The organism is Streptomyces sp. NPDC001744, from assembly GCF_042892575.1.
GTDB lineage: Bacteria > Actinomycetota > Actinomycetes > Streptomycetales > Streptomycetaceae > Streptomyces.
Map to the genome: position 1 here is coordinate 61,793 of NZ_JBIAUG010000024.1, position 26,487 is coordinate 88,279.

At 72.1% G+C, this 26,487-nt stretch carries 26 protein-coding genes; 14 read left to right on the forward strand and 12 right to left on the reverse strand.

Annotation, left to right across the window (positions count from 1 at the left end; translation table 11 throughout):
• Positions 1-3 precede the first annotated feature (3 nt).
• Complete coding sequence (locus ACFYZY_RS25240; RefSeq protein WP_388698193.1) at positions 4-972, reverse strand: LysR family transcriptional regulator; 969 nt, start codon at positions 970-972, stop codon at positions 4-6.
• 182 nt (positions 973-1,154) lie between these two features.
• Here ACFYZY_RS25240 and snpA point away from each other — a divergent pair, with 182 nt between their 5' ends.
• Positions 1,155-1,808 (forward strand): snapalysin, encoded by a 654-nt coding sequence (snpA, locus tag ACFYZY_RS25245; RefSeq protein WP_388698195.1) that lies wholly within the window; start codon positions 1,155-1,157, stop codon positions 1,806-1,808.
• Positions 1,809-2,013: 205 nt separating this feature from the next.
• On the opposite strand, the gene ACFYZY_RS25250 is transcribed toward snpA, so the two are convergent.
• Together ACFYZY_RS25250 and ACFYZY_RS25255 are read right to left on the reverse strand one after the other, a co-directional pair.
• Positions 2,014-2,427 (reverse strand): DUF6304 family protein, encoded by a 414-nt coding sequence (locus ACFYZY_RS25250; protein ID WP_388698197.1) that lies wholly within the window; start codon positions 2,425-2,427, stop codon positions 2,014-2,016.
• A 413-nt stretch (positions 2,428-2,840) separates the two neighbouring features.
• The gene (locus ACFYZY_RS25255; protein ID WP_388698200.1) at positions 2,841-3,422 is read right to left on the reverse strand and encodes a dihydrofolate reductase family protein; all 582 of its coding nucleotides are present in this window, start codon (positions 3,420-3,422) and stop codon (positions 2,841-2,843) included.
• Between the two features lie 126 nt (positions 3,423-3,548).
• On the opposite strand from ACFYZY_RS25255, the gene ACFYZY_RS25260 reads away from it, so the two are divergent.
• Entirely contained in the window at positions 3,549-4,124 is a 576-nt protein-coding gene (locus ACFYZY_RS25260; protein ID WP_388698203.1) for a TetR/AcrR family transcriptional regulator, read from the forward strand.
• Between the two features lie 29 nt (positions 4,125-4,153).
• On the opposite strand, the gene ACFYZY_RS25265 is transcribed toward ACFYZY_RS25260, so the two are convergent.
• Positions 4,154-5,197 (reverse strand): family 2 encapsulin nanocompartment cargo protein polyprenyl transferase, encoded by a 1,044-nt coding sequence (locus ACFYZY_RS25265; protein ID WP_388698309.1) that lies wholly within the window; start codon positions 5,195-5,197, stop codon positions 4,154-4,156.
• A gap of 122 nt (positions 5,198-5,319) precedes the next feature.
• On the reverse strand, positions 5,320-6,735 hold the full coding sequence (locus tag ACFYZY_RS25270) for a family 2B encapsulin nanocompartment shell protein (protein ID WP_388698205.1): 1,416 nt from the start codon (positions 6,733-6,735) through the stop codon (positions 5,320-5,322).
• Between the two features lie 256 nt (positions 6,736-6,991).
• Here ACFYZY_RS25270 and ACFYZY_RS25275 point away from each other — a divergent pair, with 256 nt between their 5' ends.
• Entirely contained in the window at positions 6,992-7,582 is a 591-nt protein-coding gene (locus ACFYZY_RS25275) for an N-acetylmuramoyl-L-alanine amidase (RefSeq protein ID WP_388698207.1), read from the forward strand.
• Between the two features lie 211 nt (positions 7,583-7,793).
• Positions 7,794-8,714, forward strand: coding sequence for a 1-aminocyclopropane-1-carboxylate deaminase/D-cysteine desulfhydrase (locus tag ACFYZY_RS25280; RefSeq protein ID WP_388698210.1), 921 nt, complete (start codon positions 7,794-7,796; stop codon positions 8,712-8,714).
• Here ACFYZY_RS25280 and ACFYZY_RS25285 read toward each other — a convergent pair.
• A complete protein-coding gene (locus tag ACFYZY_RS25285) occupies positions 8,690-10,288 on the reverse strand; it encodes a Na+/H+ antiporter (RefSeq protein ID WP_388698213.1) in 1,599 nt (532 codons plus the stop codon). The genes ACFYZY_RS25280 and ACFYZY_RS25285 overlap by 25 nt on opposite strands.
• 51 nt (positions 10,289-10,339) lie before the next feature.
• Here ACFYZY_RS25285 and ACFYZY_RS25290 point away from each other — a divergent pair, with 51 nt between their 5' ends.
• The 3 genes from ACFYZY_RS25290 (at position 10,340) to ACFYZY_RS25300 (ending at position 12,329) form a co-directional block, all read left to right on the forward strand.
• Positions 10,340-10,600: a UBP-type zinc finger domain-containing protein gene (locus ACFYZY_RS25290; protein ID WP_388698215.1), complete on the forward strand. Its 261-nt coding sequence runs from the start codon at positions 10,340-10,342 to the stop codon at positions 10,598-10,600.
• Positions 10,601-10,872: 272 nt separating this feature from the next.
• Positions 10,873-11,286 carry an anti-sigma regulatory factor gene (locus ACFYZY_RS25295; protein ID WP_019889334.1) on the forward strand — a complete coding sequence of 138 codons (414 nt, stop codon included), beginning with the start codon at positions 10,873-10,875 and terminating at the stop codon, positions 11,284-11,286.
• Positions 11,283-12,329: an RNA polymerase sigma factor SigF gene (locus ACFYZY_RS25300; RefSeq protein WP_388698218.1), complete on the forward strand. Its 1,047-nt coding sequence runs from the start codon at positions 11,283-11,285 to the stop codon at positions 12,327-12,329. Before ACFYZY_RS25295 ends, ACFYZY_RS25300 begins: the two co-directional genes overlap by 4 nt.
• Positions 12,330-12,343: 14 nt before the next feature.
• Here the strand turns inward: ACFYZY_RS25300 and ACFYZY_RS25305 are convergent, their stop codons facing one another.
• Positions 12,344-12,763 (reverse strand): hypothetical protein, encoded by a 420-nt coding sequence (locus tag ACFYZY_RS25305; RefSeq protein ID WP_388698221.1) that lies wholly within the window; start codon positions 12,761-12,763, stop codon positions 12,344-12,346.
• A 134-nt stretch (positions 12,764-12,897) separates the two neighbouring features.
• On the opposite strand from ACFYZY_RS25305, the gene ACFYZY_RS25310 reads away from it, so the two are divergent.
• Together ACFYZY_RS25310 and ACFYZY_RS25315 are read left to right on the forward strand one after the other, a co-directional pair.
• Positions 12,898-13,866, forward strand: coding sequence for a diacylglycerol/lipid kinase family protein (locus ACFYZY_RS25310; protein WP_388698223.1), 969 nt, complete (start codon positions 12,898-12,900; stop codon positions 13,864-13,866).
• A 318-nt stretch (positions 13,867-14,184) separates the two neighbouring features.
• The gene (locus ACFYZY_RS25315) at positions 14,185-14,442 is read left to right on the forward strand and encodes a WhiB family transcriptional regulator (protein ID WP_003953983.1); all 258 of its coding nucleotides are present in this window, start codon (positions 14,185-14,187) and stop codon (positions 14,440-14,442) included.
• A gap of 163 nt (positions 14,443-14,605) precedes the next feature.
• On the opposite strand, the gene ACFYZY_RS25320 is transcribed toward ACFYZY_RS25315, so the two are convergent.
• Positions 14,606-16,072 (reverse strand): sensor histidine kinase, encoded by a 1,467-nt coding sequence (locus ACFYZY_RS25320; protein WP_388698312.1) that lies wholly within the window; start codon positions 16,070-16,072, stop codon positions 14,606-14,608.
• A 706-nt stretch (positions 16,073-16,778) separates the two neighbouring features.
• Between ACFYZY_RS25320 and nagB the strand changes: the two genes are divergently transcribed.
• Positions 16,779-17,564: a glucosamine-6-phosphate deaminase gene (nagB, locus tag ACFYZY_RS25325; protein ID WP_388698226.1), complete on the forward strand. Its 786-nt coding sequence runs from the start codon at positions 16,779-16,781 to the stop codon at positions 17,562-17,564.
• A 97-nt stretch (positions 17,565-17,661) separates the two neighbouring features.
• Here the strand turns inward: nagB and ACFYZY_RS25330 are convergent, their stop codons facing one another.
• From ACFYZY_RS25330 to ACFYZY_RS25345, 4 genes are all read right to left on the reverse strand, one after another.
• Positions 17,662-19,185, reverse strand: a complete 1,524-nt coding sequence (locus ACFYZY_RS25330; protein WP_388698228.1) for a glycoside hydrolase family 3 protein — start codon at positions 19,183-19,185, stop codon at positions 17,662-17,664.
• A gap of 9 nt (positions 19,186-19,194) precedes the next feature.
• Entirely contained in the window at positions 19,195-20,028 is an 834-nt protein-coding gene (locus ACFYZY_RS25335; RefSeq protein ID WP_388698314.1) for a carbohydrate ABC transporter permease, read from the reverse strand.
• 41 nt (positions 20,029-20,069) lie between these two features.
• Positions 20,070-21,062, reverse strand: coding sequence for a carbohydrate ABC transporter permease (locus ACFYZY_RS25340; RefSeq protein ID WP_388698231.1), 993 nt, complete (start codon positions 21,060-21,062; stop codon positions 20,070-20,072).
• 74 nt (positions 21,063-21,136) lie between these two features.
• Positions 21,137-22,417, reverse strand: a complete 1,281-nt coding sequence (locus ACFYZY_RS25345; protein WP_388698233.1) for an extracellular solute-binding protein — start codon at positions 22,415-22,417, stop codon at positions 21,137-21,139.
• Between the two features lie 484 nt (positions 22,418-22,901).
• Between ACFYZY_RS25345 and ACFYZY_RS25350 the strand changes: the two genes are divergently transcribed.
• From ACFYZY_RS25350 to ACFYZY_RS25365, 4 genes are all read left to right on the forward strand, one after another.
• The gene (locus tag ACFYZY_RS25350; RefSeq protein ID WP_388698317.1) at positions 22,902-23,666 is read left to right on the forward strand and encodes a GntR family transcriptional regulator; all 765 of its coding nucleotides are present in this window, start codon (positions 22,902-22,904) and stop codon (positions 23,664-23,666) included.
• 263 nt (positions 23,667-23,929) lie between these two features.
• Positions 23,930-24,214 (forward strand): DUF3311 domain-containing protein, encoded by a 285-nt coding sequence (locus ACFYZY_RS25355; protein WP_388698236.1) that lies wholly within the window; start codon positions 23,930-23,932, stop codon positions 24,212-24,214.
• A complete protein-coding gene (gene mctP / locus ACFYZY_RS25360; protein WP_388698239.1) occupies positions 24,211-25,836 on the forward strand; it encodes a monocarboxylate uptake permease MctP in 1,626 nt (541 codons plus the stop codon). The genes ACFYZY_RS25355 and mctP overlap by 4 nt, the downstream gene beginning before the upstream one ends.
• An 83-nt stretch (positions 25,837-25,919) precedes the next feature.
• Complete coding sequence (locus ACFYZY_RS25365) at positions 25,920-26,429, forward strand: GNAT family N-acetyltransferase (RefSeq protein ID WP_388698241.1); 510 nt, start codon at positions 25,920-25,922, stop codon at positions 26,427-26,429.
• The last annotated feature ends 58 nt before the right edge of the window (positions 26,430-26,487 follow it).

A 26,487-nucleotide genomic window follows, 5' to 3' on the forward strand; every position in this document is an offset into this window, starting at 1 on the left:
CGCTCACACCGCCGTCATGCACGGCCCCACCGACAGCCCCGCCGCCGTCCCCTGCCCCCGCAGCCACTCGCGGTACGGGGCCGCGCGGAGGGCCACCTCGCGGTAGGCGGCGGCGAGTTCCGCGTACAGCGCGTCCAGGGGCGCGCCGGGGCGCCCGTACAGCAGGAGACGGACGGCCAGGGGGTCGCCGCGCAGCGGGCGGACGGCCATGTCCTCGCGCGGGCCCGAGGTGGGCTGGCAGGGGGCGACGGCCTCGCCGAGGACGATGAGCGAGGCGGCCGTGTGGTAGTCGCCGTGCAGCAGCGGAGGGTCGATCCCGGCGGCGTCCAGGACCCGGCGGAGGCCGTCCCATTCGCCGTCGACGGTCGGGTCGACCATCCAGTGGTCGTCCGCGAGGTCGGCGAGGTCCACGACGGACCGGGCGGCGGCCGGGTGGTCGCGGGCCATGGAGACGAACTGCGGTTCGCGGGCGACCAGGACCCGCTCCGTAAGGCCCTCGGGGACCCGTAACGGGCAGCCCTCCACCTCGTGCACGAAGGCCACGTCGAGCCGGCCCGCGGCGACCGTGCGCAGCAGGGCGTTGGCGGAGACGTCCACCCGCAGGCCGACCTCGGTGCCCGGCAGCCGCTGGCGGAGCCGGCGCAGCCAGCCCGGCAGCGCCCGGCTCGCGGTGGAGCCGACGCGGAGCCCGGGGCCTTCGGTGCGGGCGGCGGCGGCCCGGGTCTCGGTGACGAGCGCGGCCATGTCCGCGACGAGGGGGCGGGCCCGGCTGAGGAGGGAACGGCCGAGCGGGGTGGGGCGGCAGCCGGTGCGGCCCCTGGAGAACAGTTCGGCCCCCAGGGAGTTCTCGATCCGGCGCAGCTGGGTGGTCAACGACGGCTGACTCATGCCCAGTTGGCGCGCCGCCTTGTGCAGGCTGCCCGTGTCCGCGATGGCGCAGAGCGCGCGCAGATGTCTCACCTCCAGCTCCATGCCCCGAGGGTAGGGCGGCCCCACGAGACGCACCAGACAGCCGGAACCCTTCGATCTCCTTTCGCTCCGGGGCCGTGGAGGGGGCGGGGAGGTGATGTGACGGGGCTATCGGCGGTTGACATCATCCCCGCGCGGGCCGGTTCCCTCCAGACTCTCCCCGACCCCTACAGGAGGAGCCCCCCATGCGACACTCCAAGGTCCTCACCTCCGCGCTGACCGCCGCCCTCGGCCTCGGCCTCTTCACCTCCCTCGGCGCGGCCCCGGCCGTCGCCGCGCCCGACGACCGGGCCGTGTCCGCCGGCAACGCCGCCGTCGCGTACGCCGGTTCGGCCGAGGAGGCCAAGGCCAACCGGGCCTTCTTCGACGCCGTCCTGAAGTCGGTGGCGAAGAAGCGGGCCGCCGTCCCCGGCGCGGAGGCCGTCACCGTCGTCTACAGCGCCGCCAACGCGCCGAGCTTCCGCACCCAGATCGCCCGCTCGGCCCAGATATGGAACAGCTCGGTGGTGAACGTCCGGCTCGTGGAGGGCAGCAACCCCGACTTCCGCTACTACGAGGGCAACGACTCCCGCGGTTCGTACGCCAGCACCGACGGGCACGGCGGCGGCTACATCTTCCTCGACTACCGGCAGAACCAGCAGTACAACTCGACCCGGGTCACGGCCCACGAGACCGGGCACGTCCTCGGCCTCCCGGACCACTACAGCGGTCCGTGCAGCGAGTTGATGTCGGGCGGCGGTCCCGGCACGTCCTGCCAGAACGCCCAGCCGAACGCGCAGGAGCGGTCCCGCGTCGACCAGCTGTGGCGCTACGGCCTCGCCTCCGCCTTCAAGGGCTGACGGGCGGGGTTACGAGGACGGCGGCGCCCCTCCCCGGGTGCCGCCGTCCCGTGCGCGTTCCCGTCCGGGCCGCGCGGTCGCGGGCCGCGCGCGAGTCGTGAGGTTGTGGGACGTGGGTCGTGGGGTCGCGGAGCGCGAGGACGCCGGCGCCCCGCCCCGGGCCGCGGGCCTCGGTCTACGGGCCCCGGGCCGCCGGCCCCAGGCCTCAGGCCGCCGGGAGGAGCCGCCGGCCGAAGTCCGCGCCGGGCGGAAGCTGGCGGCGGACCCGCTCCAGCGCCCCCTCGAAATCGCCTCCCGCGACGCACGCCTCGAAGGCGGCACCGCCGCAGTGCAGCGTCAGGCTGAGGTCGGGGCGCTCGCCGAGCGTCAGGAGGCAGCTGAGCGTGGCCTGTTGGGTGGCCCCGTCCAGGACGACGGGAAGCGGGAGGTCCCACTCCAGGACGCAGCCGGTGAGGGTCTGCCCGTCGGCCGTGCCGAGCGAGGCGAAGCTCTCGCCCGTGTACTCGGTCCCCCTGACCCGGACGGCGACGCGCCGTCCGTCGGCCGTGATGACGATCGCTTCCGCGCCGCTGCGGTCCCGGTACCAGCCGGTCCAGACTTCCGTCGACTCCGATGACATGCGCGGACTGTAGCGGTACGACCGGCTCCCCCGCGCATCCGGTCACCCCGGGGCCGGACTTCTCCCGGTCTCGCCGTTCTTGCCGGTCACGTGCGGAGTCGCGGCTTCCGCACCCGCGGAATCCCCGTGCTTCCCACTCCCCCCGTGCTCCTCGCGCTCCCCGCGCTCTCCGCGTTCCTCGTGGAGCGGACACTCCGGGTCGCGGCAGGGCTCCACCTCCCATTCCGGCACCCAGGCCCCGAGGACCTTGTGCCGGGTGACCCGCGCGGCGCGCGGACCGCCGCAGGCGGGGCAGGGATGCTCGGCCCGCGGGTCCCGGGTCGTACGGAACGCCTCGTCAGCCATGTCTCCAGCGTAGGACGCCCGGCGCGGAGGCGCTTCCCGTCGCCTCCGCCCGCCCGGACCCGTACGCGCTACCGCTTCCTGGAGTACGTGCGGACGATCACGCCGTTGTCGAAGGCGCGCACGTCGCCCAGCTCGAAGTCCCGGGCTTCGAAACCGGCGCCGAACATCGGCATGCCGGTGCCGTACACCTGCGGATAGGTCTTGATGACCAGCTCGTCGATCTCCTCGATGAGCTCCCCCGCGACGGTGGAGCCGCCGCAGAGCCAGATGTCCAGGGGGCCGTCCTCGGCCTTGAGTTCCCGGACGCGGCCGACGAGGTCGTCGGAGATCAGCTCGACGTCGGGGTGGGGCGCCTCGGCGAGCGAACGGGTGGCGACGAACTCGCGCAGGTGGCCGTAGGGGCTGGTGAGGCCGACGTCCAGGGCGAGCCGGTACGACGCCATCCCCTGCACGACGGTGTCGAAGTGCTTGTGGGGGCCGTCGATGCCGAGGGCCTCCCGGCCGGGCGCGGAGATCGTCTCCGGGTACTCCGCCCCCATCCATTCCAGGTACGAGTCCTCGGCGTACTTGTACATGGAGGTGGCGTCGCCCTCGGGGTCGCCGATGAAACCGTCGATGGTGCAGGCGATGTAGTAGGTGAGCTTGCGCAAGCCGGTCCTCTTCTTCGGGTTCGGATCACGGCCGCTGCCGCAACCACGACAGTTATAGTGCTTCACCTGTAGTGGTTGCGCAAGCCCCATCGCGAAGAGAACACACCCGACACCGAGGGAGCCCCCATGGCGAGAAACCCGGAACGCCGTACGACCCTGCTCGACGCGGCGATCGAGGTACTGGCGGACGAAGGCGCCCGCGGTCTGACGTTCCGCGCGGTCGACGCCCGGGCGGGGGTCCCGACGGGCACGTCGTCCAACTACTTCGACCACCGGGACCAGTTGCTCTCCCAGGTGGGCGACCGGATCTTCGCGCGGCTCACCCCGCCCCCCGGTGCCATCGACACCGCCATGCGGCCCGCGCCCGGCCGGGAGCTGCTGGTGGAACTGATGCGCCGGGCCGCCGGGCGCCTGGCGGCGGAGCGCACCTGCTACCTGGGGCTCTTCGAGCTGCGCCTGGAGGCCGTGCGCCGTCCGGAGCTGCGGACCCAGCTCACCAAGGTGCTCCGCTCCGACCTGGACGAGAACATCCGGCTGCACCTCGATTCCGGCATGCCGGGTGACGCGGACACGGTACGGGTCCTCTACTTCGCCCTCACCGGGCTACTGCTCGACCACTTCACGGTCCCGGAACTCCACGGCGACCGGGACCTGGACTCCCTGATCGAGACCGTGGTCACCCGCATCGCCCCGGCGGACTGAGCGCCCCGGGGCTCCGGGCTCCGGCGGCCTCAGCGCACGCGTCGGGTGACGTACTCCGCGAGGGCGAGCAGGTCCCCCGCGGCCGCCACGTCCGGGACCGCCTGTGCCAGGTGCTCGACGGCACGGCCCATGCGCTCGGCGGCCTGGGCCTGCGCCCAGTCGCGCCCACCGGCCCGCTCCACCGCGTCCGCCGCGGCCCGGACCGCCTCCGCGTCGAGGACGCGGCGGGAGTACAGCTCGGCCAGCTCGTCCCCCGCCGGTGTCCCGGAGGTGAGCGCCGCCACCACGGGCAGCGACTTCTTGCGGGCGACCAGATCGGCCCCGGCCGGCTTGCCCGTACGGTCCGGGTCCCCCCAGATGCCGATGAGGTCGTCGATCAGCTGGAAGGCGAGCCCCGCCTCCCGGCCGAAGGCGTCCATCGCCGCGACCTCCTCCTCGCCCGCGCCGGCGTAGAGCGCGCCGAGGGCGCACGCGCAGCCGAGCAGGGCGCCGGTCTTGGCGGTGGCCATGGCGGTGCACTCGTCGAGGGAGACCTCGTGCGGACCGCGCTGCTCGAAGGCGCAGTCCGCCTGCTGCCCCGCGCAGAGTTCGATGACGCAGGCGGCGAGACGCGCGGAGGCGGCGGCCGAGGAGGGGTGCGGGTCCTCGGCGAGCAGGCGCAGGGCGAGCGCGCACATCGCGTCCCCGGTGATCAGCGCGTCCGGCACGCCGAAGACCGTCCAGGCGGTGGGCCGGTGGCGCCGGGTCGGGTCCCCGTCGACGATGTCGTCGTGGAGCAGGGTGAAGTTGTGCGCGAGCTCCACCGCGGCGGCGGCCTTCACGGCCCGGGTCTCCTCGGCCCCGAGCGCACGGGCCGCGGCGAGGACGAGGGCGGGCCGGATGGCCTTGCCCGCCTGCTCCGCGGCCGGGGAGCCGTCGGCGTGCTCCCAGCCGAGGTGGTACATCGCCACTCGCCGTACGGAACCGGGCAGGGTCTCGACGGTCGAGCGGAGCTGGGGATGGACGGCCGCCCGCGTCCGGTCCAGGAGCGCCACGGCTCCCTGACCGTCGGTGACGGCGTTCGCGCTGGTCATGGTCACGCTTGCTTCCTTCACGTTCTTCGCGGCGACCGTTCGCCGTGACGAGCCGGGAGGGCGCCGGGACGGGAGGGCGCCGGGGCAGGAGTGCCGGCTCTCCCGCCCCGGGCGCCGCCGCCTCAGCTCCAGCGGCCGATCTCGACGTTCTCCAGGACGCCGAGTGCGTCCGGGACGAGGACCGCCGCCGAGTAGTAGGCCGTGACCAGGTAGGAGATGATCGCCTGCTCGTCGATGCCCATGAAGCGGACGGAGAGGCTGGGCTCGATCTCGTCGGGGAGGCCGGTCTGGTGCAGGCCGATCACGCCCTGGTCGGCCTCGCCCGTACGCATGCAGATGATCGAGGTGGTCCGGGCGTCCGAGACCGGGATCTTGTTGCACGGGTAGATCGGCACACCGCGCCAGGTCGGGATGCGGTTGCCGTTGATGTCGATGGTCTCGGGCACCAGACCGCGCTTGTTGAGCTCGCGGCCGAAGGCGGCGATGGCGCGCGGGTGGGCGAGGAACATCTTCGAGCCCCGGCGGCGGGAGAGCAGCTCGTCCATGTCGTCGGGGCTCGGGACGCCGTCGTGGGGCTGGATGCGCTGCCCGTAGTCGCAGTTGGAGAGGAGGCCGAACTCCTTGTTGTTGACGATCTCGTGCTCCTGGCGCTCGCGGAGCGCCTCGACCGTGAGCCGCAACTGCTGCTCGGTCTGGTTCATCGGCTGGTTGTAGAGGTCGGCGACGCGGCTGTGGACCTTCAGCACGGTCTGGGCGACGCTCAGTTCGTACTCGCGGGGCGAGGCGTCGTAGTCGACGTACGTGTGGGGGACCACGGCCTCGCCGACGTGGCCGGCGGAGAGGTCGATGGCGGCCTCGCCGTACTTGTTGGTGCGCTGCTCGGACAGCGTGGCGACGGCCGCGAGGTGCGTGGCGAGCGAGTCGACCCGGTCCGCCAGGTTCCGCACGTCGTCCCGGGTGAGCTCCAGGACCGTACAGGCGGTGGCGGCCCGGGCGGTCCACTCCCAGGTGGCGTCGTCGCGGATCAGGGAGGAGTCGCCGAGGTGGGCGCCGTCGGCGAGGACGCCGAGGACGGCCTCGGCACCGTACGGCCCCTCGCCGATCTGCTCGATCCGGCCGTGGGCGAGGAGGTACACGCGGTCGCTGGGGGCGCCCGCGACGGCGATGACCTCGCCCGCCGCGTACTCCCGCTGGGTGCAGCGGGAGGCGAGTTCGGCCAGCGCGCCCTCGTCCTCGTAGCCCCGCAGGGCGGGGATCTCGCCGAGCTCGGCGGGGATCACCGCGACGTGCTCGCCGGTCTGGACAAAGGTGACGCGGCCGTCTCCCACGGAGTAGCTGAGCCTCCGGTTGACCCGGTACGTACCGCCCTGCACCTGGACCCACGGCAGCGTCCTCAGCAGCCACCGCGAGGTGATCTCCTGCATCTGCGGTGCCGACTTGGTGGTCGTGGCGAGGTTCCGCGCGGCGGCGGTACCGAGACTCTGCTGCGGCGCCTGCTGTTCCGCGCGGATCTCGTCGCCAACCGAACCTACGGACATGGGACTCCCTCTCATATGCCTGAGTTGCGGCATCAGCCTTTCACTACTCAGCGTGTCGGCGCCATTACACGATCGAGTGGGGCTGTTCGACGATTTCCGGGGCATGCCGCCGTTTTCCCCTCCGGACGGCCGAGGTCAGGCGCCCCCGTCCGGCGCACTGTCCGGATCGGCTCGCACACGGCCCGAACGGATGGCGGCGGTTCGGCGGACTCCGGTACTCCGGAAGTTCGTTCCCGTCCTTCGGAAGGAGTCGGTCATGGCTTCACCCATGTCCGCGAACAGGTTCCTCACCGCGCTGCGCGACGAGGGCCTCGCGGTCGTCCAGGTCGGCGACTGGGCCACCCACAACCGCAACCACAAGGGCCCCTGGGGTCCGGTGCACGGCGTGATGATCCACCACACCGTGACCCGGGGCACCGCCGGCACCGTCCGCATCTGCCGCGACGGCTACGCGAGCCTGCCGGGGCCGCTCTGCCACGGCGTGATCGCCAAGGACGGCGGGGTCCACCTCGTCGGCTACGGCCGCGCCAACCACGCCGGGCTCGGCGACGACGAAGTGCTCCGGGCGGTCATCGCCGAGCGGCGTCTGCCGAGGGACGACGAGGCCACCACGGACGGCAACCGGCACTTCTACGGCTTCGAGTGCGAGAACCTCGGGGACGGCAAGGACCCGTGGCCGAAGGTCCAGCTGGAGGCCATCGCGAAGGCGGCCGCCGCCGTGTGCCGGGTGCACGGCTGGACGCACCGGTCGGTCATCGGCCACCTGGAGTGGCAGCCGGGGAAGTCGGACCCGCGCGGCTTCACCATGGGCTCCATGCGGGAGCGGATCGCCGACCTGCTGCGGTAGGCGGTGACCGGCGCCGGGCCCGGTGCCGGACAGGACCCGGTGCCGGACGGACCCGCCCGGCCGCGACGCGGACCGCCGGCCCCGGCGGCGCGGGCCCCGGCGGCGCGGGCCCCGGCCCCGTCCGGGGCGGGCGGTCCTGTCCGCGTCCGGTTCCCGTCCGGCGCGTCCGTCCGCCGCCGGCCGCGTCCCGGGCGGGCGGCACAATGACCCGGTGAACGCGTTCGCCCTCCCGCCGCTGCGCCCCCGGCTGCCCTCTCCCCTGGAGCCGGTGGAGGACGAGCGCTTCGCCCGGCGCGGCCTCGCGCTGTTCCTGAAGCGCGAGGACCTCATCCACCCGGACCTGCCGGGCAACAAGTGGCGCAAGCTCGCGCCCAACCTGCGCGCGGCGGACGGGCGCCCCCTGCTCACCTTCGGCGGGGCGTACTCCAACCACCTGCGGGCGGTGGCCGCCGCCGGCCGGCTGCTCGGTTTCCCCACGGTCGGGGTGGTCCGCGGCGACGAGCTGGCCGGGCGGCCGCTCAACCCCTCCCTCGCGCGGTGCGCGGCGGACGGGATGCGCCTGGAGTTCGTGGACCGGGCCACGTACCGGGCGAAGAACGACCCCGCCGTCCTCGCGGCGCTCCTGGAGCGGACCCGCGCGGACGCGTACGTGGTTCCCGAGGGCGGCAGCAACGCACTCGCCGCGCGCGGCTGCGCGGAGCTGGGCCGGGAGCTGGCCGGGGCGGCGGACACGGTCGCCGTCGCCTGCGGCACGGGCGGCACCCTCGCGGGCCTCGCGGCCGGTCTCGCCCCGGGGCAGCGGGCCCTCGGCGTCCCGGTGCTCAAGGGGGGCTTCCTGGGCGGGGAGGTCCGCGCCCTCCAGGAGGAGGCGTTCGGGGGCCCGCGCGGCGACTGGTCCCTGGACGAGCGTTTCCACGGCGGGGGCTACGCGCGCGTGTCCCCGGTCCTGGAGGAGTTCACACGCGATTTCGAAGAACGGCATGAACTCGCCATCGAGCGACTATATGTGGCCAAAATGCTTCACGCTCTCGTGACGCTGGCGGAGGAGGGCGCCTTCCCCGAGGGCACCCGGATCGCGGCGGTGGTCACCGGCGCTCCGGACGGCGGTCAGCCGTCCGCCTCCTCCCGGTAGGCGGCCGCCTCCTCCAGGTCGAGCCGGCGGAGCAGGGTCCGCATCATCTCGTCGTCGATCCGGCGCGCGTCGCGCAGCTGTACGAAGACCTTCCGTTCGGCGTCGATCATCTCGCGCGCGAGGCGCCGGTAGGTGTCGTCCGCCGTCTCCCCGGTGACCTCGTCGACCGTCCCGAGCCGTTCCCAGACCGCGTTGCGGCGTCGTTCGAGGACGGTGCGCAGCCGGTCGGCGAGGGGCTGCGGCAGGGCGTTGCGCTCGTCCGCGAGGAGCGCGTCGAGACGTTCCTCGGCGGCCCGCGACGCCTCGCTCTGCGCCTGGGCCTCGGCCAGCGTCTCGGCGTGCCGGTCGCGGCCGGGCAGTTTCAGGAGCCGGATGAGGGGCGGGAGGGTGAGGCCCTGCACCACCAGGGTGCCGATCACGGTGGTGAAGGTGAGGAAGAGGACGAGGTTGCGGGCCGGGAACTCCTCGCCGGCGACGGCGACGGGGATGGAGAAGGCGACGGCGAGCGAGACCACCCCGCGCATGCCGGCCCAGCCGACGACGAGCGGCGCCCGCCAGTCCACCCCCGGCTCCCGCTCCCGGACGCGGGCGGAGAGCAGGCGGGGCAGGAAGGTCGACGGGTAGACCCAGACGAAGCGGACGAGGACGACGGCGACGAAGACGCCGGCCGCGTACCCGGCGGCCTCGCCGACCCCGTACGGGCCGAGGCCGCGGACGACGTACGGGAGCTGGAGTCCGATCAGGGCGAAGACGGCGGACTCCAGGACGAAGGACACCATCTTCCACACGGCCTCCTCCTGGAGCCGCGTCGCGAAGTCGACCTGCCAGGCGCGGTGGCCCAGGAAGAGGCCGACCACGACGACGGCGAGGACCCCGGAGGCGCCGACCTCCTCGGCGGCCGCGTAGGCGACGAAGGGGATGAGGAGGGAGAGGGTGTTCTGGAGCAGGGAGTCCCGCAGGTGGAGGCGGAGCCAGTGGAGGGGGACCATGAGGACCAGGCCGACGCCGATGCCGCCGAGGGCCGCGAGCGCGAACTCCCCCAGTCCGCCGGCCCAGCCGACGCCCTCGCCGACGGCCGCCGCGAGGGCGACCTTGTAGGCGGTGATCGCGGTCGCGTCGTTCACCAGGGACTCGCCCTGGAGGATCGTGGTGATCCGGTTCGGCAGGCCCAGCCTGCGGGCGATGGCGGTGGCGGCGACCGCGTCCGGCGGGGCGATCACCGCGCCGAGCACGAGGGCGGCGGTGAGCGGCAGGTCGGGCACGAGGACGTACGCGAGCCAGCCGACGGCCACGGTGGCGAAGAGGACGTACCCGACGGAGAGCAGGGCGACGGGCCGCACGTTGGCCCGCAGGTCGAGGTACGAGGAGTCGACGGCGGCCGTGTGGAGGAGCGGGGGCAGGATCAGCGGCAGGACGACGTGCGGGTCGAGCGTGTAGTCGGGGACGCCCGGCACGTACGAGGCGGCCAGTCCGGCGGCGACCAGGAGCAGCGGGGCGGGCACCGGGGTCCGGCGGGCGGTCCCCGCGATCGCGGCGCTCACCGCCACCAGTGCCACCAGTCGCAGTGCGTCCATGCCCGTCCGTCCGCCCGTCCTCGATCCGTGCCGCGAAGTAACCTGGCCATCATGAGCGAGTGCCCGCACGTTGCCGAACTGCCGCGCCCCGAACCGGTGCCGCTGGCCGACACCTGCCCCCAGTGCCTGGCGGACGGCACGCACCCGGTCCAGTTGCGGCTCTGCCTGGAGTGCGGGCACGTGGGCTGCTGCGACTCCTCGGCGGGACGGCACGCCACGGCCCACTTCTCCTCGACCGGGCACCCGGTGATGCGGTCCTTCGAGCCGGGCGAGCGGTGGCGTTGGTGCTTCGTGGACGGCGCGATCGTCTGACGGCCGGGCCGTCCCGTGGTTCGACCGGCTCGCGCGTGGGTACGTCACCCCTCCGCCGGTCGCTCGTTTCCGTCGTCCACGGCCCCCGCCCACCGCCCGCACCCGGAGACTTACCATGGGTGAGGAGCGGTGGAGGGGGGCGGGGTCCACGGCGACACGACGGGACGGATCGCGATAGCGTCACGGCGGACCGCGCAGCCCCCTGCGTACCGCCCGGTTCGGGGGCCTCTCCCCCGAGCCCCGAATGAGCTTGTGCCACCTTGGAGGTGAGGGTGTCCCAGATCGCAGGCGAGCCCGGGACCCAGGACTTCGTGGAAGTCCGGCTGCCCGCTGCGGGTGCCTATCTGTCCGTGCTGCGTACGGCCACGGCCGGCCTCGCGGCGCGTTTGGACTTCACTCTCGACGAGATCGAGGACTTGCGGATCGCGGTCGACGAGGCATGCGCCATCCTGCTCCAGCAGGCCGTGCCGGGGTCCGTCCTCAGCTGCGTCTTCCGGCTGGTGGACGACTCGCTGGACGTGACGGTCTCCGCCCCCACGACCGACGGCCGCGCTCCCGAGCGGGACACCTTCGCCTGGACGGTGCTGTCGGCGCTGGCCGGAAAGGTCGAGTCGTCGGTGGCCGACGACCGTACGGTCTCGATCAGCCTGTACAAACAGCGCGGCGCGGGGCCAGGCCCGGCGTGAGGAGCGGGGACGCGACGGCCGGCCTCCCCGGGCAGAAGGCGCGGCCGCACGAGGTCGCTACGGAGCGGGCGGACCAGATGAGCGAGCACGAGCAGCACCACGAGGCCGCCGGGGCGCCGGGCGCCCCCGAGACCCCCGAGGGTTCCGCCGGGGTCTCCGGTGCGCGGAAGCCGGAGGATTCCGGAGGGGCCGGGGCCGTCGGAACGGTGGCGGGGGCCGGGAAACACGGAGAGGCCGGAGAGGCCGAAAAAGCCGACGAGGCTCCGGACGTCCCCGCCGTCCCGGCTCCGCACGACCGGAGCGGCGCCCGTGCCCTCTTCGTCGAGCTGCGCGAGCTGCCGGAGGGCTCCTCCGAGAAGGCGGAGCTGCGCAACCGGCTGGTACGGATGCACCTGCCGCTGGTGGAGCACCTGGCCCGGCGCTTCCGCAATCGCGGCGAGCCGCTGGACGACCTGACGCAGGTGGCGACGATCGGCCTGATCAAGTCGGTGGACCGGTTCGATCCGGAGCGCGGGGTCGAGTTCTCCACGTACGCCACCCCCACGGTCGTCGGCGAGATCAAGCGCCACTTCCGGGACAAGGGCTGGGCGGTCCGGGTGCCGCGCCGGCTCCAGGAGCTGCGGCTCTCGCTGACCACGGCGACGGCGGAGCTCTCCCAGCAGCACGGCCGCTCACCGACGGTGCACGAGCTGGCCGAGCGGCTGGGGATCTCGGAGGAGGAGGTCCTGGAGGGGCTGGAGTCGGCGAACGCCTACTCGACGCTCTCCCTGGACGTTCCGGACACCGACGACGAGTCGCCGGCGGTGGCGGACACGCTGGGGGCGGAGGACGAGGCCCTGGAAGGGGTCGAGTACCGCGAGTCGCTGAAGCCGCTCCTGGAGGGCCTGCCGCCCCGGGAGAAGCGCATCCTGCTGCTCCGCTTCTTCGGGAACATGACCCAGTCGCAGATCGCGCAGGAGGTGGGCATCTCGCAGATGCACGTCTCCCGGCTGCTCGCCCGGACGCTCGCCCAGCTCCGGGAGAGGCTCCTGGTGGAGGAGTAGGACCGGTCCCGGTCCTACGGGGTGTCCCGGCCGGGGCGCCGGATGCCGAGCGCCTCGTTCGTGGCCGGGTTCACGAGGAGGACGAGCCCGGAGAGGGCGAGAACGGCGAGGACGGCACCGGCCGGGATCAGCGCGCCGTCCGCCCGGAGCATCTGCCAGGCGACCGGCAGGGCCAGGATCTGGGTGATGACGGCGGGGCCGCGGCTCCAGGAACGGCGCAGCCACAGCCCCCGGGCGGCGGCGAGCGGGATCAGGCCGAGCAGGACGAGCGTCACGGCGCCCGTCAGGGCGCCGGTGAGGTCCCCGGGTGCTCCCGTCAGGGTTCTCACCAGCATGTACACGCCCCCGGCGAGGAGCCCGAGCGCCTCGACGCCGGTCACGGCCGCCGCCGCGGCGAGACGGGTGGGACGGGGGGTCTGTTCCGCACTGCTCATGCAAGGCAGGGTAGCGGGGGCGGCCGGGGCGCGGCCGGGGCGTCCCTCGTGCGCGCCGGGCTGCGGCCCCCTGCGGCGGGCTCTGCCGCGGGCCCGGCTGGGGGCGGTACCGCCGGGTAGGTACGCTGGCGCCCATGCGCGCACTTCTCGTGGTCAACCCGGCAGCCACCACCACCAGTGCCCGCACCCGTGACGTGCTCATCCACGCCCTGGCCAGCGAGACGAAGCTGGAGGCGGTCACCACCGAGTACCGCGGGCACGCGCGTGACCTGGGCCGACGGGCCGCCGAAGCGGGCAACGTCGATCTGGTCGTCTCCCTCGGCGGGGACGGCACGGTCAACGAGGTGGTCAACGGCCTGCTGCACGACGGCCCCGGTCCGGGCCGCCTGCCGGACCTCGCGGTCGTCCCCGGCGGCTCGACCAACGTGTTCGCCCGCGCGCTGGGGCTGCCGAACGACGCGGTCGAGGCGACCGGCGTCCTGCTCGACGCGTTGCGTGAGCGCCGGACACGCACGGTGAGCCTGGGGCTCGCCTCCGGGACGCCGGGCACGGAGGACGAGTCGGTGCCGTCCCGCTGGTTCACCTTCTGCGCGGGTCTGGGTTTCGACGCGAGCGTCATCGGCCGGGTCGAACAGCAGCGGGAGCGCGGGAAGAGATCCACCCACGCCCTCTATCTGCGCCAGGTGCTGCGCCAGTTCCTGAACGAGCCGAACCGCCGGCACGGCACGATCACCCTGGAACGTCCGGACGCGGAGCCGGTCGAGGACCTGGTCCTCTCCATAATCTGCAACACCTCTCCCTGGACCTACCTGGGCAATCGCCCGGTGTACGCGTCGCCGGACGCCTCCTTCGAAACCGCCCTCGACGTACTCGGGCTGAGGCGTCTCTCTACCCCCGCGGTCGCCCGGTATGCCACCCAGCTGCTCATGTCGTCGCCGGAACGCGGGCCTCGCGGCAAGCACGCGACGACTCTGCACGATCTGACCGACTTCACCTTGCATTCGAAGGTCCCCCTCCCCCTGCAGATGGACGGAGACCACCTCGGACTGCGTACGAGCGTGACGTTCACAGGCGTTCGCCGTGCACTGCGTGTGATTGTGTGAGTGGAAGGGGCCAAAGTCCTTTCACTCGAACGTTTAGGCGCGTATCCACCCCTAAGAAGTACGGCTGTGACCTAGCCGACACCGAGGAATCAAAAAAAACTTTCCAGAAGGGGTTGTATCCGCTGCCGAGGTTTGCGAGTCTCTTCTTGGCGATCGGGACGGCCCGCAAGACCGGCCTCCACTGAGAGCCAGAACCCCTCCTCAGTCCAAAGGACCACACCAGTTCATCTGGCAGTCGGCCCTTCCCTTGCGGAGGGATTCGTGAAAGCGTTCACATTCACAAGCAACCTGCACGTAATACCAAGAGAGGTAGCAGCCATGGACTGGCGTCACAACGCCGTTTGTCGTGAGGAAGACCCCGAGCTGTTCTTCCCCATCGGCAACACCGGTCCTGCGCTGCTGCAGATCGAGGAAGCCAAGGCCGTCTGCCGCCGCTGCCCCGTCATGGAGCAGTGCCTGCAGTGGGCGCTCGAGTCCGGCCAGGACTCCGGCGTCTGGGGTGGCCTCAGCGAGGACGAGCGCCGCGCGATGAAGCGCCGTGCCGCTCGCAACCGGGCGCGCAACGCCAGCGCCTGACGCCCCACGACAGCCTCAGGCGAGCGGCGCACACATCGCGTGTGCAGGCACCGCCCTTGAGTCGCAGCGCGCAGTAACAACCCACAGCATTCGAGCCCCGGGCCGATTTCCTTCGGTCCGGGGCTCGCTGCTGTGCGCGCCGCCGGAATTCCGGCGGCGGACGCTACTTCTGCGGCCGTACGGGAATGTCGAGGACCACCTTCGTGCCGCGCCCGGAAGCCGGGAGCATGTCGAAGCCTCCGCCCAACTCCCCTTCCACCAGGGTGCGTACGATCTGGAGTCCGAGATTTCCGGCCCGCTGCGGATCGAAACCCTCGGGAAGGCCGCGGCCGTCGTCCTGGACCGTGATCAGAAGCCGGGGATCGGCGCGGAGTTCGCTCCGGACGGCGGTGACCTCGACCGTGCCCCGCTCCCCCTGCACGAAGGCGTGTTCGAGGGCGTTCTGGAGGATCTCGGTCAGGACCATGGAGAGCGGGGTGGCGACCTCGGCGTCGAGGATGCCGAAGCGGCCGTTGCGCCGGCAGGTGACCTTGCCCGGGGAGATCTCCGCCACCATCGCGATGACGCGGTCGGCGATCTCGTCGAACTGGACGCGCTCGTCCAGGTTCTGAGACAGCGTCTCGTGCACGATGGCGATCGAGCCGACGCGCCGCACGGCCTCTTCGAGGGCTTCGCGGCCCCGGTCCGAGTCCATCCGGCGGGCCTGGAGGCGGAGCAGGGCGGCCACCGTCTGGAGGTTGTTCTTCACCCGGTGGTGGATCTCCCGGATGGTGGCGTCCTTGGTGATCAACTCGCGCTCGCGGCGGCGCAGTTCGGTGACGTCCCGGAGCAGGACGAGGGAACCGATGCGGGTGCCCTTGGGCTTGAGCGGGATCGCCCGCAGCTGGATCACCCCGCTGTTGCCCTCGACCTCGAACTCGCGCGGCGCGTAACCAGAGGCCAGGGTGACCAGGGCCTCGTCCACCGGGCCGCGCGAGGGCGCGAGTTCGGCGGTGATCTGGCCGAGGTGCTGGCCGACGAGGTCGGCGGCGAGGCCGAGCCGGTGGTAGGCGGAGAGCGCGTTGGGCGAGGCGTACTGGACGACGCCCTCGGCGTCCAGCCGGACGAGGCCGTCCCCGGCCCGGGGCGAGGAGTCCATGTCGACCTGCTCGCCGGGGAAGGGAAACGTTCCGGCGGCGATCATCTGCGCGAGGTCGGAGGCCGACTGGAGGTAGGTCAGCTCCAGCCGGGAGGGGGTGCGGACGGTCAGCAGGTTGGTGTTGCGGGCGATGACGCCGAGGACCCGGCCCTCGCGGCGCACGGGGATGGACTCGACCCGCACCGGGACCTCCTCGCGCCACTCCGGGTCGCCCTCGCGGACGATCCGGCCCTCGTCGAGGGCGGCGTCGAGCAGCGGGCGGCGGCCGCGCGGGACCAGGTGGCCGACCATGTCGTCCTGGTAGGAGGTGGGGCCGGTGTTCGGCCGCATCTGGGCGACGGAGACGTACCGCGTGCCGTCGAGGGTGGGGACCCAGAGGACGAGGTCGGCGAAGGAGAGGTCGGAGAGCAGCTGCCACTCCGACACCAGCAGGTGGAGCCATTCGAGGTCGGAGTCGCTCAGGGTGGTGTGCTGGCGTACGAGGTCGTTCATGGAGGGCACGGTGCGAGCGTACCCGCGGAATTGCGGGGTCCGCGCACCTGGATCTCCGGAGCCGCGTACTGGAGGATGGGACGGGAAGGGCCGCGTTCCCGTGGATGGACAGAGAAGAATGGTCTAGTCCACAATGAGCGCGACAGAGCTTCCATCCTCCCCGCACAGGAGGGTGGAACGAGGTACCCGGCGCTCTCTGCCCTGACTGCGCCGAGACCTCCCACACGGCCGAGGGACCGCACACCCCCGGCCGGGCAACTCCGGGCTGCGGTGCCGGGCGGGCTGAGGGTCCCGCCGGGCGCCGCGGCCCGCGGGTGTTTCCGGGGCCGGCGCGTCCGGCCGTCAAAGGCCCGGCCGCCCCTCCCGCGGCGCCCCCACCGCCCCTCCCGCGGCACCCTCCACGCCCCGCACCGCCACCCTTCGCCCCGCCAGGGAGGCCGTCCCCGCCGGGCCGGCCGGCCCGTGGCGCCGCTCTCGCGGAGACCCACCACCGTTCCGCCCCCTCTCCCGCCCTTCCCCGCTCCCCCGCCCCGGAGGCGCCGGGGTTCGAGTGGCTGGGGCCGCGGGGGCGGCCGAGGATGGAGGCGGGGCCGCCCGAGGGGCGGAACGGCATGAGAAGGGACGCCCTCCTCTGCTAGATTTGGACCCAGATTGGTCTATACCACAGGACCCCTTCCCAGCCCCTCACCAGATCGGCAGGCACAGCGTGGAAGTTGTCATCGTCAAGGACGCCGAGGCGGGCGGCGAGCTCATCGCGGACGGCATCGCCGACCTCCTGCGCCGCAAGCCCGACGCGCTGCTCGGCGTGGCCACGGGTTCGACCCCGCTGCCCGTCTACGCCGCCCTGACGGCCCGGGTCGAGGCGGGCTCCGTGGACGTCTCGCGGGCCCGGATCGCCCAGCTGGACGAGTACGTCGGCCTCCCCGCCGGGCACCCGGAGTCGTACCGCTCCACCGTGCTCCGGCAGGTCGTCGAGCCGCTCGGCCTCTCCCCCGACGCCTTCATGGGCCCCGACGGCTCCGCCGAGGACGTCCAGGCGGCCTGCGAGGAGTACGACCGGGCCCTGCGCGACGCCGGCGGCGTGGACCTGCAGATCCTCGGGATCGGCACCGACGGGCACATCGGCTTCAACGAGCCGTGTTCCTCGCTCGCCTCCCGCACCCGGATCAAGACGCTCACCGAGCAGACCCGGGTGGACAACGCGCGCTTCTTCGACGACGACATCGAGCAGGTCCCGCACCACGTCATCACCCAGGGCATCGGCACCATCCTGGAGGCCCGCCACCTGGTGCTGCTCGCCACCGGCGAGGGCAAGGCCGAGGCCGTGGCGCGGACCGTCGAGGGGCCGGTGGCGGCCCTCGTGCCGGCCTCCGCGCTCCAGCTGCACCCGCACGCCACGATCGTCGTGGACGAGGCGGCCGCCTCCCGGCTGAAGCTCGCGGACTACTTCCGGCACACCTTCGCCGGCAAGCCCGCCTGGCAGGGCATCTGATCCGCCCGGACCCCCGGTCGCGGCGCGGTGACGACGCGAGGGGCCCGGCACCTGTTCAGGTGCCGGGCCCCTCGTCGTACGGGTGCCGGAGCGGCGGTCAGGCGCCGGTCCCGACGACGGCCTCCGCGGCCGCGCGGCCGCAGACCCGGGCCGCACCGTGCGTGGCGATGTGCAGGGCCCCCCGGGGCTCCGCCTCGTTGAGGCCCATCTCGATCACGACGGTGTCGGGGCGGGCCGCGAGGAGACCGTCCAGGGCCTCGGTCATCCACGGGTGCCGGTGGGCGTCCCGTACGACCGCCACGACGCGGCGCTCCCCCGCGGCGGCGAGGACGGCGTCCACGGAGGACTCGCCGTACGACCCGGTCTCCGTGCCGGGAAGGAGGCGCTCCAGCTCCGCGGCGACGCCCCAGGGCGTCTCGTCGCCGACCGCGAAGTTCGCGACCGGGGTGAAGGAGGCCACGTAGGGGGCCTCGGTCACCGGCGCGTACGGCCGGTCGCCGCGGGTCACCCGGAGGGCCCGGCGGGCGGCGACCAGTCCGATGTCGGTACCGGGCGCGGTCCCCTCCTGCACTGCCGCGCCCGGCACCGATCCAGCCCCCCTGGCCCGGTGCGACCTGGTCCAGGCCGCCAGGGCGCGCACGCGCGCCGCGGCGTCGGCCAGCCGCTCCTCGGGCAGTTCACCGGTCCGTACCGCGTCGACGAGCGCGTCGCGCAGCCGCAGTACGGTGTCCTCGTCGCACAGCCCGCCGCCGACGCAGATGGCGTCGGCGCCCGCGGCGATGGCGAGGACCGATCCGCGCTCGATGCCGTACGTCGCCGAGACGGCCCGCATCTCCATGCCGTCGGTGACGATCAGCCCCTCGAAGCCCAGCTCCTGGCGCAGCAGACCGGTGAGGATCTGCGGGCTCAGGGTGGCCGGGCGGTGGGGGTCGAGCGCGGACAGAAGGATATGCGCGCTCATGACCGCTTTGGTACCCGCGGCGACGGCCGAGCGGAAAGGTGCCAGCTCACGGGCGTGCAGTGTGGCGAGGTCCACATCGATCCGGGGCAGCGCGTCGTGGGAGTCCACGTTGGTGTCGCCGTGCCCGGGGAAGTGCTTCGTGCAGGCCGCGACCCCGGCGCCCTGGAGGCCCTCCACGTACGCCACGGTGTGCCGGGCCACCAGGTCCGGGTCGGCCCCGAAGGAGCGGACGCCGATGACCGGGTTCTCGGCGTCGGAGTTGACGTCCGCCGAGGGCGCCCAGTTGAGGTCCACCCCGCACAGCGCGAGCCGGCGGCCGAGTTCGCGGGCCACGGCCCGGGTGAGCTCGACGTCGTCGACGCTGCCCAGCGCGTAGTTGCCGGGGAAGGAGGAGCCCTGCCGGACCTCCAGGCGGGTGACGTCGCCCCCCTCCTCGTCGATGGCGACGAGGACGTCGTCCCGCTCGGCCCTGAGCTGCGCGGTGAGCGCGGTGAGCTGCTCGGGGGTGGCGATGTTCCGGCCGAAGAGGCCGACCGACGACAGGCCCTCGCCGATGCGGCGGAGCAGCCAGTCGGGGGCGGTGGTGCCGACGAAGCCGGGCTGGAGGACCGCGAGCGCGTCGCGCGTCAGGGTGTCCGAGCCTTGTACGAGTGTCGTCATGGGGAGCCGTTATCCCTTCACCGCGCCGGCCGTGAGACCCGCGGCCATCTTGCGCTGGACAAGGAGGAAGAGGATCACGATGGGGACGGCCATCATCGTGGAGCCGGCCATCATCGGGGCGTACTCGGTGCCGTTCTTGGTGATGAAGTTGCTCAGCCAGACGGTGGCCGTCTGGTTCGGCTGGCTCATCAGCATCAGGGCGTACAGGTACTCGTTCCACGCCTGGATGAAGCCGTAGACCGAGGTCGCGACCATGCCCGGGGCGAGCAGCGGGAAGACGACCCGGAGGAAGGCGCCGGTGCGGGTGCAGCCGTCGACCTGCGCGGCCTCCTCCAGCTCCTTGGGGATGTTCACGATGAAGCCGCGGAGGGTCCACACCGTGAAGGGGAGGACGAAGGTCAGGTACGTGATGATCAGGCCGGTGAGCCTGTCGTACTGGCCCAGGTCGTTGAGGAGCAGGAAGACCGGGATGATCATGGCGACGAGCGGGATCATCTGGACCGCCAGGATGCCGACGATCACGATCTTGCGGCCGCGGAAGGCGAAGCGGGAGATCGCGAGGGCGGCGAGCAGGCCGACCGCGATGCCGATGACGACCACGACGAGCGAGACGACGAGGCTGCGGCCGACCGGGCCCCAGAAGTCCGCGATGTCGAGGGCGCGCCCGAAGTTGTCGAGCGTGAAGGTCGACGGGAAGAAGTGCGGGTCGGGGTCGATGGCGTCCTTGGCGGGCTTGAACGCCGTGTTGATCATCCAGTAGACCGGGAAGCCGGCCGTGAGGACGACGAGCAGGCCGAGGAGGTTCCAGCCGGCCTTGGACTTGCTGCGGTGGACCACGGGCACCGGGGCCTTGGCGGTCGCGTCCGCGGAGGCGTTGGCGGCGCTCACTCCACATCTCCGATCTTGAGCATCTGGCGCATGTAGACGGCGACGACTCCGAGCAGCAGGAGGACCGTGACCAGCGCGATCGCCGAGCCGGTGCCGTAGTCGTTGACGACGAACGCCCTGTCGAAGGAGTACGTGGTGAGGAGCTGGAACTCGGGCTCGGGGTGGCCGTTGCGCATCACGTAGACCTGCGGGAAGACGCCCATGTCCCAGATCACCGAGAGCGTGGTCAGCATGACGATGATGGGCTTGAGGACGGGCAGGGTGACGAAGCGGAAGACACCCCAGGCGCCCGCGCCGTCGAGCCGGGCGGCCTCTTCGAGTTCCTTGGGCACCTGCGTGAGGCCGGCGCTCAGGGTGATCACCACGAAGGGGACGGCGCCCCAGACGACGAGCAGCATGATCACGGCGAGGCCCTGGGGGCCGCTGGCGAACCAGTTGTGGCCGATCATGTCGACGCCGGGCAGACGGCTGAGGAGCCAGTTCAGGACGCCGTAGTCGGCGTCGAAGAGCCACTTGAAGATGGCGGTCGCGACGATGATGGGCATGCCCCAGCTGGCCACGAGCACGATGTTGATGAGCGCCTTGACCCAGCCGGAGACCCGCTGGAGCAGGAGCGCGATCATCATGCCCAGGACCATGGTGAGGATCACCGCGCCGGCCGCGAAGACGATCGTGCGCAGGACGACGGACCAGAACTCGCCGTCACCGAGGATCCGGGTGAAGTTCTCGAAGCCGGCCGACTCCGCTTCCTGGAAGCCCCAGAGCTGGGGCTGGCCGAACTTCTGGAACGAGAGGGTGACCAGGCGGACCAGGGGGTAGCCCAGCACCAGGAGCAGGACCAGGAGGCATGGCGCGAGAAGCAGCCATGGGACGCCCGCCCCGCCGTTCGACTTCCTGCCGGGCTTTCCCGGGGCTCCGGCCGCTGAGCCGGAGGATGGCGATTGCCGCACCGGCGGCACCTTCGCGGTGGTTGTGTCTGCGGCACTCATCCCGTGCTCCTCAGCGATCCCTCTCGTGGTACGGGCAGCAGGGCCCCGTCGCGCGACGGGGCCCTGCCCACAGGTCACTTGGTGTTGATGACCTTGTCGATCGCGGCGTCGGCGGCCTTGGCGGCCTCCTCGACCGACTTGCCCTTGGCGATGTCGATGAGCATCGTCTTGAGGGTCTGGGCCTTCTCGACCTGGCCCCAGCCGGGAGCGGTCGGGACGAAGTAGCTCGACTCGGCGGCGGTGGCCGGGACGGCGGTGGCCGGGTCGCTCTTCAACGGGGCGAGGTCGGCCTTGTTGTTGGGCAGGTTGCCCTTGGCGACGAGACCCTTCTGGCCCTCGGGGCCGGTGAAGGCGGCGATCCACTCGGCCGCGATGCCCTGCGCCTTGGACTTGACCGGGACGGCCAGGTCGGAGCCGCCGAGGAAGACCGGGATGTTCTTGCCGGACGGGCCGGGCATCACGAAGTTCTCGAGCTTGTCCTTCAGCCCGCCGACCTTGTCGGACTTCGGGTCGGCGGCGGTGGCGCCCTCCCAGCCGGCGGCGAAGATCGTGGCGGAGTTGCCCTGGCCGAAGACGACGGGACGGTCGGACTCGTCCTTCGTCTTGTCGGCGTGCATGTACTTGTCGAGGATGTTCTTGTACTCGGTGAGGCCCTTGAGGGACTCCGGCGAGGAGAGGTTCGCCTTCCAGGTCTCGCCGTCCTGCTTGGCGATGGAGCCGCCCGCGTCGTAGACGAAGGACATCGCGGCGTACCAGTCCGGCGACGGCTGGTACCAGGCGCTGAACTTCGGGCCCTTCTTCGCCTGGATGGCGTCGAGGGCGGCGGTCAGCTCGGCCCAGGTCTTCGGGACGGCCTTCACGCCGGCCTCGGCGGCGACGTCCTTGCGCCAGGTGCCCACGCGGCCACCGGCGTAGTAGGGGACGCCGTAGGTCTTGCCGTTGTAGGTGACCGACTCCTTGAGGGCGTCGAGCCACTTGTCGGAGTTGGCGAACTTCGAGGGGTCGACCTCGGCGAAGGCGCCCTTGGCCATGTAGCTGATCATCTCGGAGTTGCCCATCTCGACAACGTCCGGGGCCTTGTCCGTGGCGAGGACGGCGTCCAGCTTGGTGTTCTTGTCCGGCCAGCCGTAGTACTCGTGCTTGATCGTGATGCCGGGGTGCTTCTTGGTCACCGCGTCGTCCGCGGCCTTGACCAGCTCGGGCCAGTTGTTCTGGGCGTCGACGGTCAGCCAGACGGTGATCTCCTTGGCGTCGCCGCCGGCGCTGCCACCGCCCTTGTTGTCCGAGCCGCCACACGCCGCGATAGAGACCATCATGCCCGCGACACCGATCGCCGCGATGAGCTTGCGCTTCACGCCACCCTCCTCAGGGATGCCTGCAACCCCCCTGCCCACCGCGCGAAGACATACGTCGGGTAATGCTCGTGGGGCCGGGACCTGGTCTTTGAATGGTTTAGACCAGTACCCGGAGCTTGGCCTAGACCTTTTTGGGTGTCAAGGGTGCGCAAGACGGGTATGGGCGTCCGTTACCGGACCGACACCTGGCCCGCGTCCGGTCCCGGCCGCGGAACCGCGCCGGCCGCACCGAACACCCCCCGCGCGCCCGGCGGACCGGAAGGGCCCTCCCTCCCGCCGGGGCGAGCCTTTCACCTCCCGGCCGAATGGCCTAGACCAACGGGGGAGAGTGCGGTGTATAAGAAGCAGGGGACGCCTCCTCCTCGCCGAAGCGGCACGTATCGGCAGGAGAAACCGGGGTGGCACACGAAGCGTGCCACCATGTGAGCCGCGACAGACGGAGGAGCCGGTGACGGCAACAGCACAGGAGTCGGGAAGGCAGGCCATGGCCACGGACGCGGGCAGCACGGAGACAGAGAGCGGGACACCCACCCGCACCGCGCGCGTGCCCAAGTACTACCGGCTGAAGCGGCACTTGCTCGACATGACGGAGACCCTGCCGCCCGGCACGCCGGTCCCGCCGGAACGGACCCTCGCCACCGAGTTCGACACCTCGCGCACCACCGTGCGCCAGGCACTCCAGGAACTGGTCGTCGAGGGACGTCTGGAGCGCATCCAGGGCAAGGGCACCTTCGTGGCCAAGCCCAAGGTCTCCCAGGCCCTCCAACTCACCTCGTACACCGAGGACATGCGCGCCCAGGGCCTGGAGCCCACCTCGCAGCTCCTCGACATCGGCTACGTCACCGCCGACGACACCCTCGCCGGGCTGCTCGACATCACGGCCGGCGGCCGGGTGCTCCGCATCGAGCGCCTGCGGCTCGCCAGCGGGGAGCCGATGGCGATCGAGACCACCCACCTGTCCGCGAAGCGCTTCCCGGCCCTGCGCCGCTCGCTCGTCAAGTACACCTCGCTCTACACCGCGCTCGCCGAGGTCTACGACGTGCACCTCGCCGAGGCCGAGGAGACCATCGAGACCTCCCTCGCCACCCCGCGCGAGGCGGGGCTGCTCGGCACGGACGTGGGCCTGCCGATGCTGATGCTCTCCCGCCACTCCCTGGACGCGCGGGGCGAGCCGGTCGAGTGGGTCCGGTCCGTCTACCGCGGCGACCGGTACAAGTTCGTGGCCCGCCTCCGGCGCCCCCACGACTGAACGCACCCACGACACCGGACGGCCGCGCCCCCGGGCGCGGCCGTCCGGCGTTTCCGGAAGCCGCGCCGGAGGCCGCCGGGGTCGCGCCGGCGCCCGGCGCCTTCCGCCCGGGGAGGGCCGGCTCCGGCACCCGCCGCGTCCGTCCTCACCACACCTCCACCGACGCGTCGCATCCGTTATGCGGACAGGGGTTCCATGCCACGGACGCGTCCCCTAGATTTCCCCACCACCACCGAGGTGATCAGCGAGGGGACGGAATCGCCATGCCAGAAGCGGCACGCGGGAAAACGCCACACGAGGAAGCGGCACCGGTACGGCAACCGGTCGTCACCCCCCTGCGGGCGGTGATCGCGCTCTGCCTCGTCGCCCCGTTCGTGGCGATGCTGTGGGTGGGTTCCTACGCGAAGGTGGAGCCGCTCTTCGCCGGCATCCCCTTCTTCTACTGGTACCAGATGCTCTGGGTGCTGGTCTCCACCGTGCTCACCATGATCGCGTACAAGCTGTGGCAGCGGGACCAGCGGTCCCGCAGGGGAGGTGACGCGCGATGAAGGACGGCGTGAACGGCGTGGCGCTCGGCGTCTTCGTCTTCTTCTTCCTGGCCGTCACGGTCATGGGCTTCCTGGCGGCCAAGTGGCGCAAGGCCGAGAACGAGCACAGCCTCGACGAATGGGGCCTCGGCGGCCGGTCGTTCGGCACCTGGGTGACGTGGTTCCTGCTCGGCGGCGACCTCTACACGGCGTACACCTTCGTCGCCGTCCCCGCCGCCATCTACGCGGCGGGCGCGGCCGGCTTCTTCGCCGTCCCGTACACGATCCTGGTGTACCCGCTGATCTTCACCTTCCTGCCCCGCCTGTGGTCGGTGTCGCACAAGCACGGGTACGTGACCACCTCCGACTTCGTCCGGGGCCGCTTCGGCTCCAAGGGCCTGTCGCTCGCGGTGGCGGTCACCGGCATCCTCGCCACCATGCCGTACATCGCGCTCCAGCTCGTCGGCATCCAGGCCGTCCTGGACGTGATGGGCGTCGGCGGCGGCGAGACCACGCACTGGTTCGTCAAGGACCTGCCGCTGCTCCTCGCCTTCGGCGTCCTCGCGGCGTACACGTACTCCTCGGGCCTGCGCGCCCCCGCGCTCATCGCCTTCGTCAAGGACACCCTGATCTACCTCGTCATCGCGGTGGCGATCATCTACATCCCGATCAAGCTGGGCGGCTTCGACGAGATCTTCGCCAAGGCGGGCGAGGCGTTCGCGCAGACCAATCCGGCGACCGGCAAGCCGCGCGGCGCGCTCGTCCCCGGCGAGGCGGGCCAGTGGACGTACGCGACGCTCGCGCTCGGCTCCGCGCTCGCGCTCTTCATGTACCCGCACTCCATCACGGCGACCCTGTCGTCCCGGAGCCGCGAGGTCATCCGCCGCAACACCACGATCCTGCCGCTGTACTCGCTGATGCTGGGCCTGCTCGCGCTGCTCGGCTTCATGGCGATCGCCGCCGGGATCAAGGTGAAGAACGGCCAGCTCGCCATCCCGCAGCTCTTCGAGACCATGTTCCCGGACTGGTTCGCGGGCGTCGCGTTCGCCGCGATCGGCATCGGCGCGCTCGTCCCGGCCGCGATCATGTCGATCGCCGCGGCCAACCTCTTCACCCGCAACATCTACAAGGACTTCATCAAGCCGGACGCGACCCCGGCCCAGGAGACCAAGGTCTCCAAGCTGGTCTCCCTCCTGGTGAAGGTCGGCGCGCTCGTCTTCGTCCTCACCATGGACAAGACGGTCGCGATCAACTTCCAGCTCCTCGGCGGCATCTGGATCCTGCAGACCTTCCCGGCCCTGGTCGGCGGCCTGTTCACCCGCTGGTTCCACCGCTGGGCGCTGCTCGCGGGCTGGGCGGTCGGCATGGTCTACGGCACGGTCGCCGCGTACGGCGTCGCCAGCCCGACCCAGAAGCACTTCGGCGGCTCCTCCGCCGAGATCCCGGGCATCGGCGAGATCGGCTACATCGGTCTCACCGCCTTCGTCCTCAACGTCCTGGTCACCGTGGTCCTCACCTTCGTCCTCAAGGCCGTCAAGGCCCCCGAGGGCGTGGACGAGACCTCGCCGTCCGACTACACGGCGGACGCCGGCGACCCGGGCGTGAAGGTCGAGATGGAGAAGACCACCGCGCCGACGCACTGACCTCGCGCGCGTACGACGGGCCCGGGGGCCTCCGCAGGGAGACCCCCGGGCCCCGTCGCGTCCCCGGCGGGCACACTGCACCCATGGACTTCACGATCAGGGCGGTACGGCCCGAGGAGTACGAGGCGCTCGGCGAGCTGACCGGGCGCACCTATCTGGACGACGGACTGCTGGCGCACGGGGCCGAGGACTCCTACCTGGCGGTGCTGCGGGACACCGCGCGGCGGGCCCGCGAGAGCGAGGTCCTCGTCGCGGAGGACACCGGGACCGCGGCGGGCCGGATCGTCGGCGGGGTGACCTTCGCCCGGGGCGGCACGCCGTGGGCCGACATCGCCGTGGAGGGCGAGGCCGAGTTCCGGATGCTCGTGGTCGCCCGGGAGGCCCGCGGCCGGGGCATCGGGGAGGCGCTCGTACGGGCCTGTACCGACCGGGCGCGGGCCCTCCCGGGGTGCGCCCGGATCGTGCTCTCCACGGACGCCGTGATGGTCTCCGCGCACCGGATCTACGAGCGCCTGGGCTTCGTCCGCACCCCGCACCGGGACTGGGAGCCGATCCCCGATCACCCGCTGCGCACCTACTCCTTGGAGTTCTGAGCCTCCCCTCCACCCCCGGGGTGACACAACATGTGGGGGGTGCCACGAGCAGCGCCCC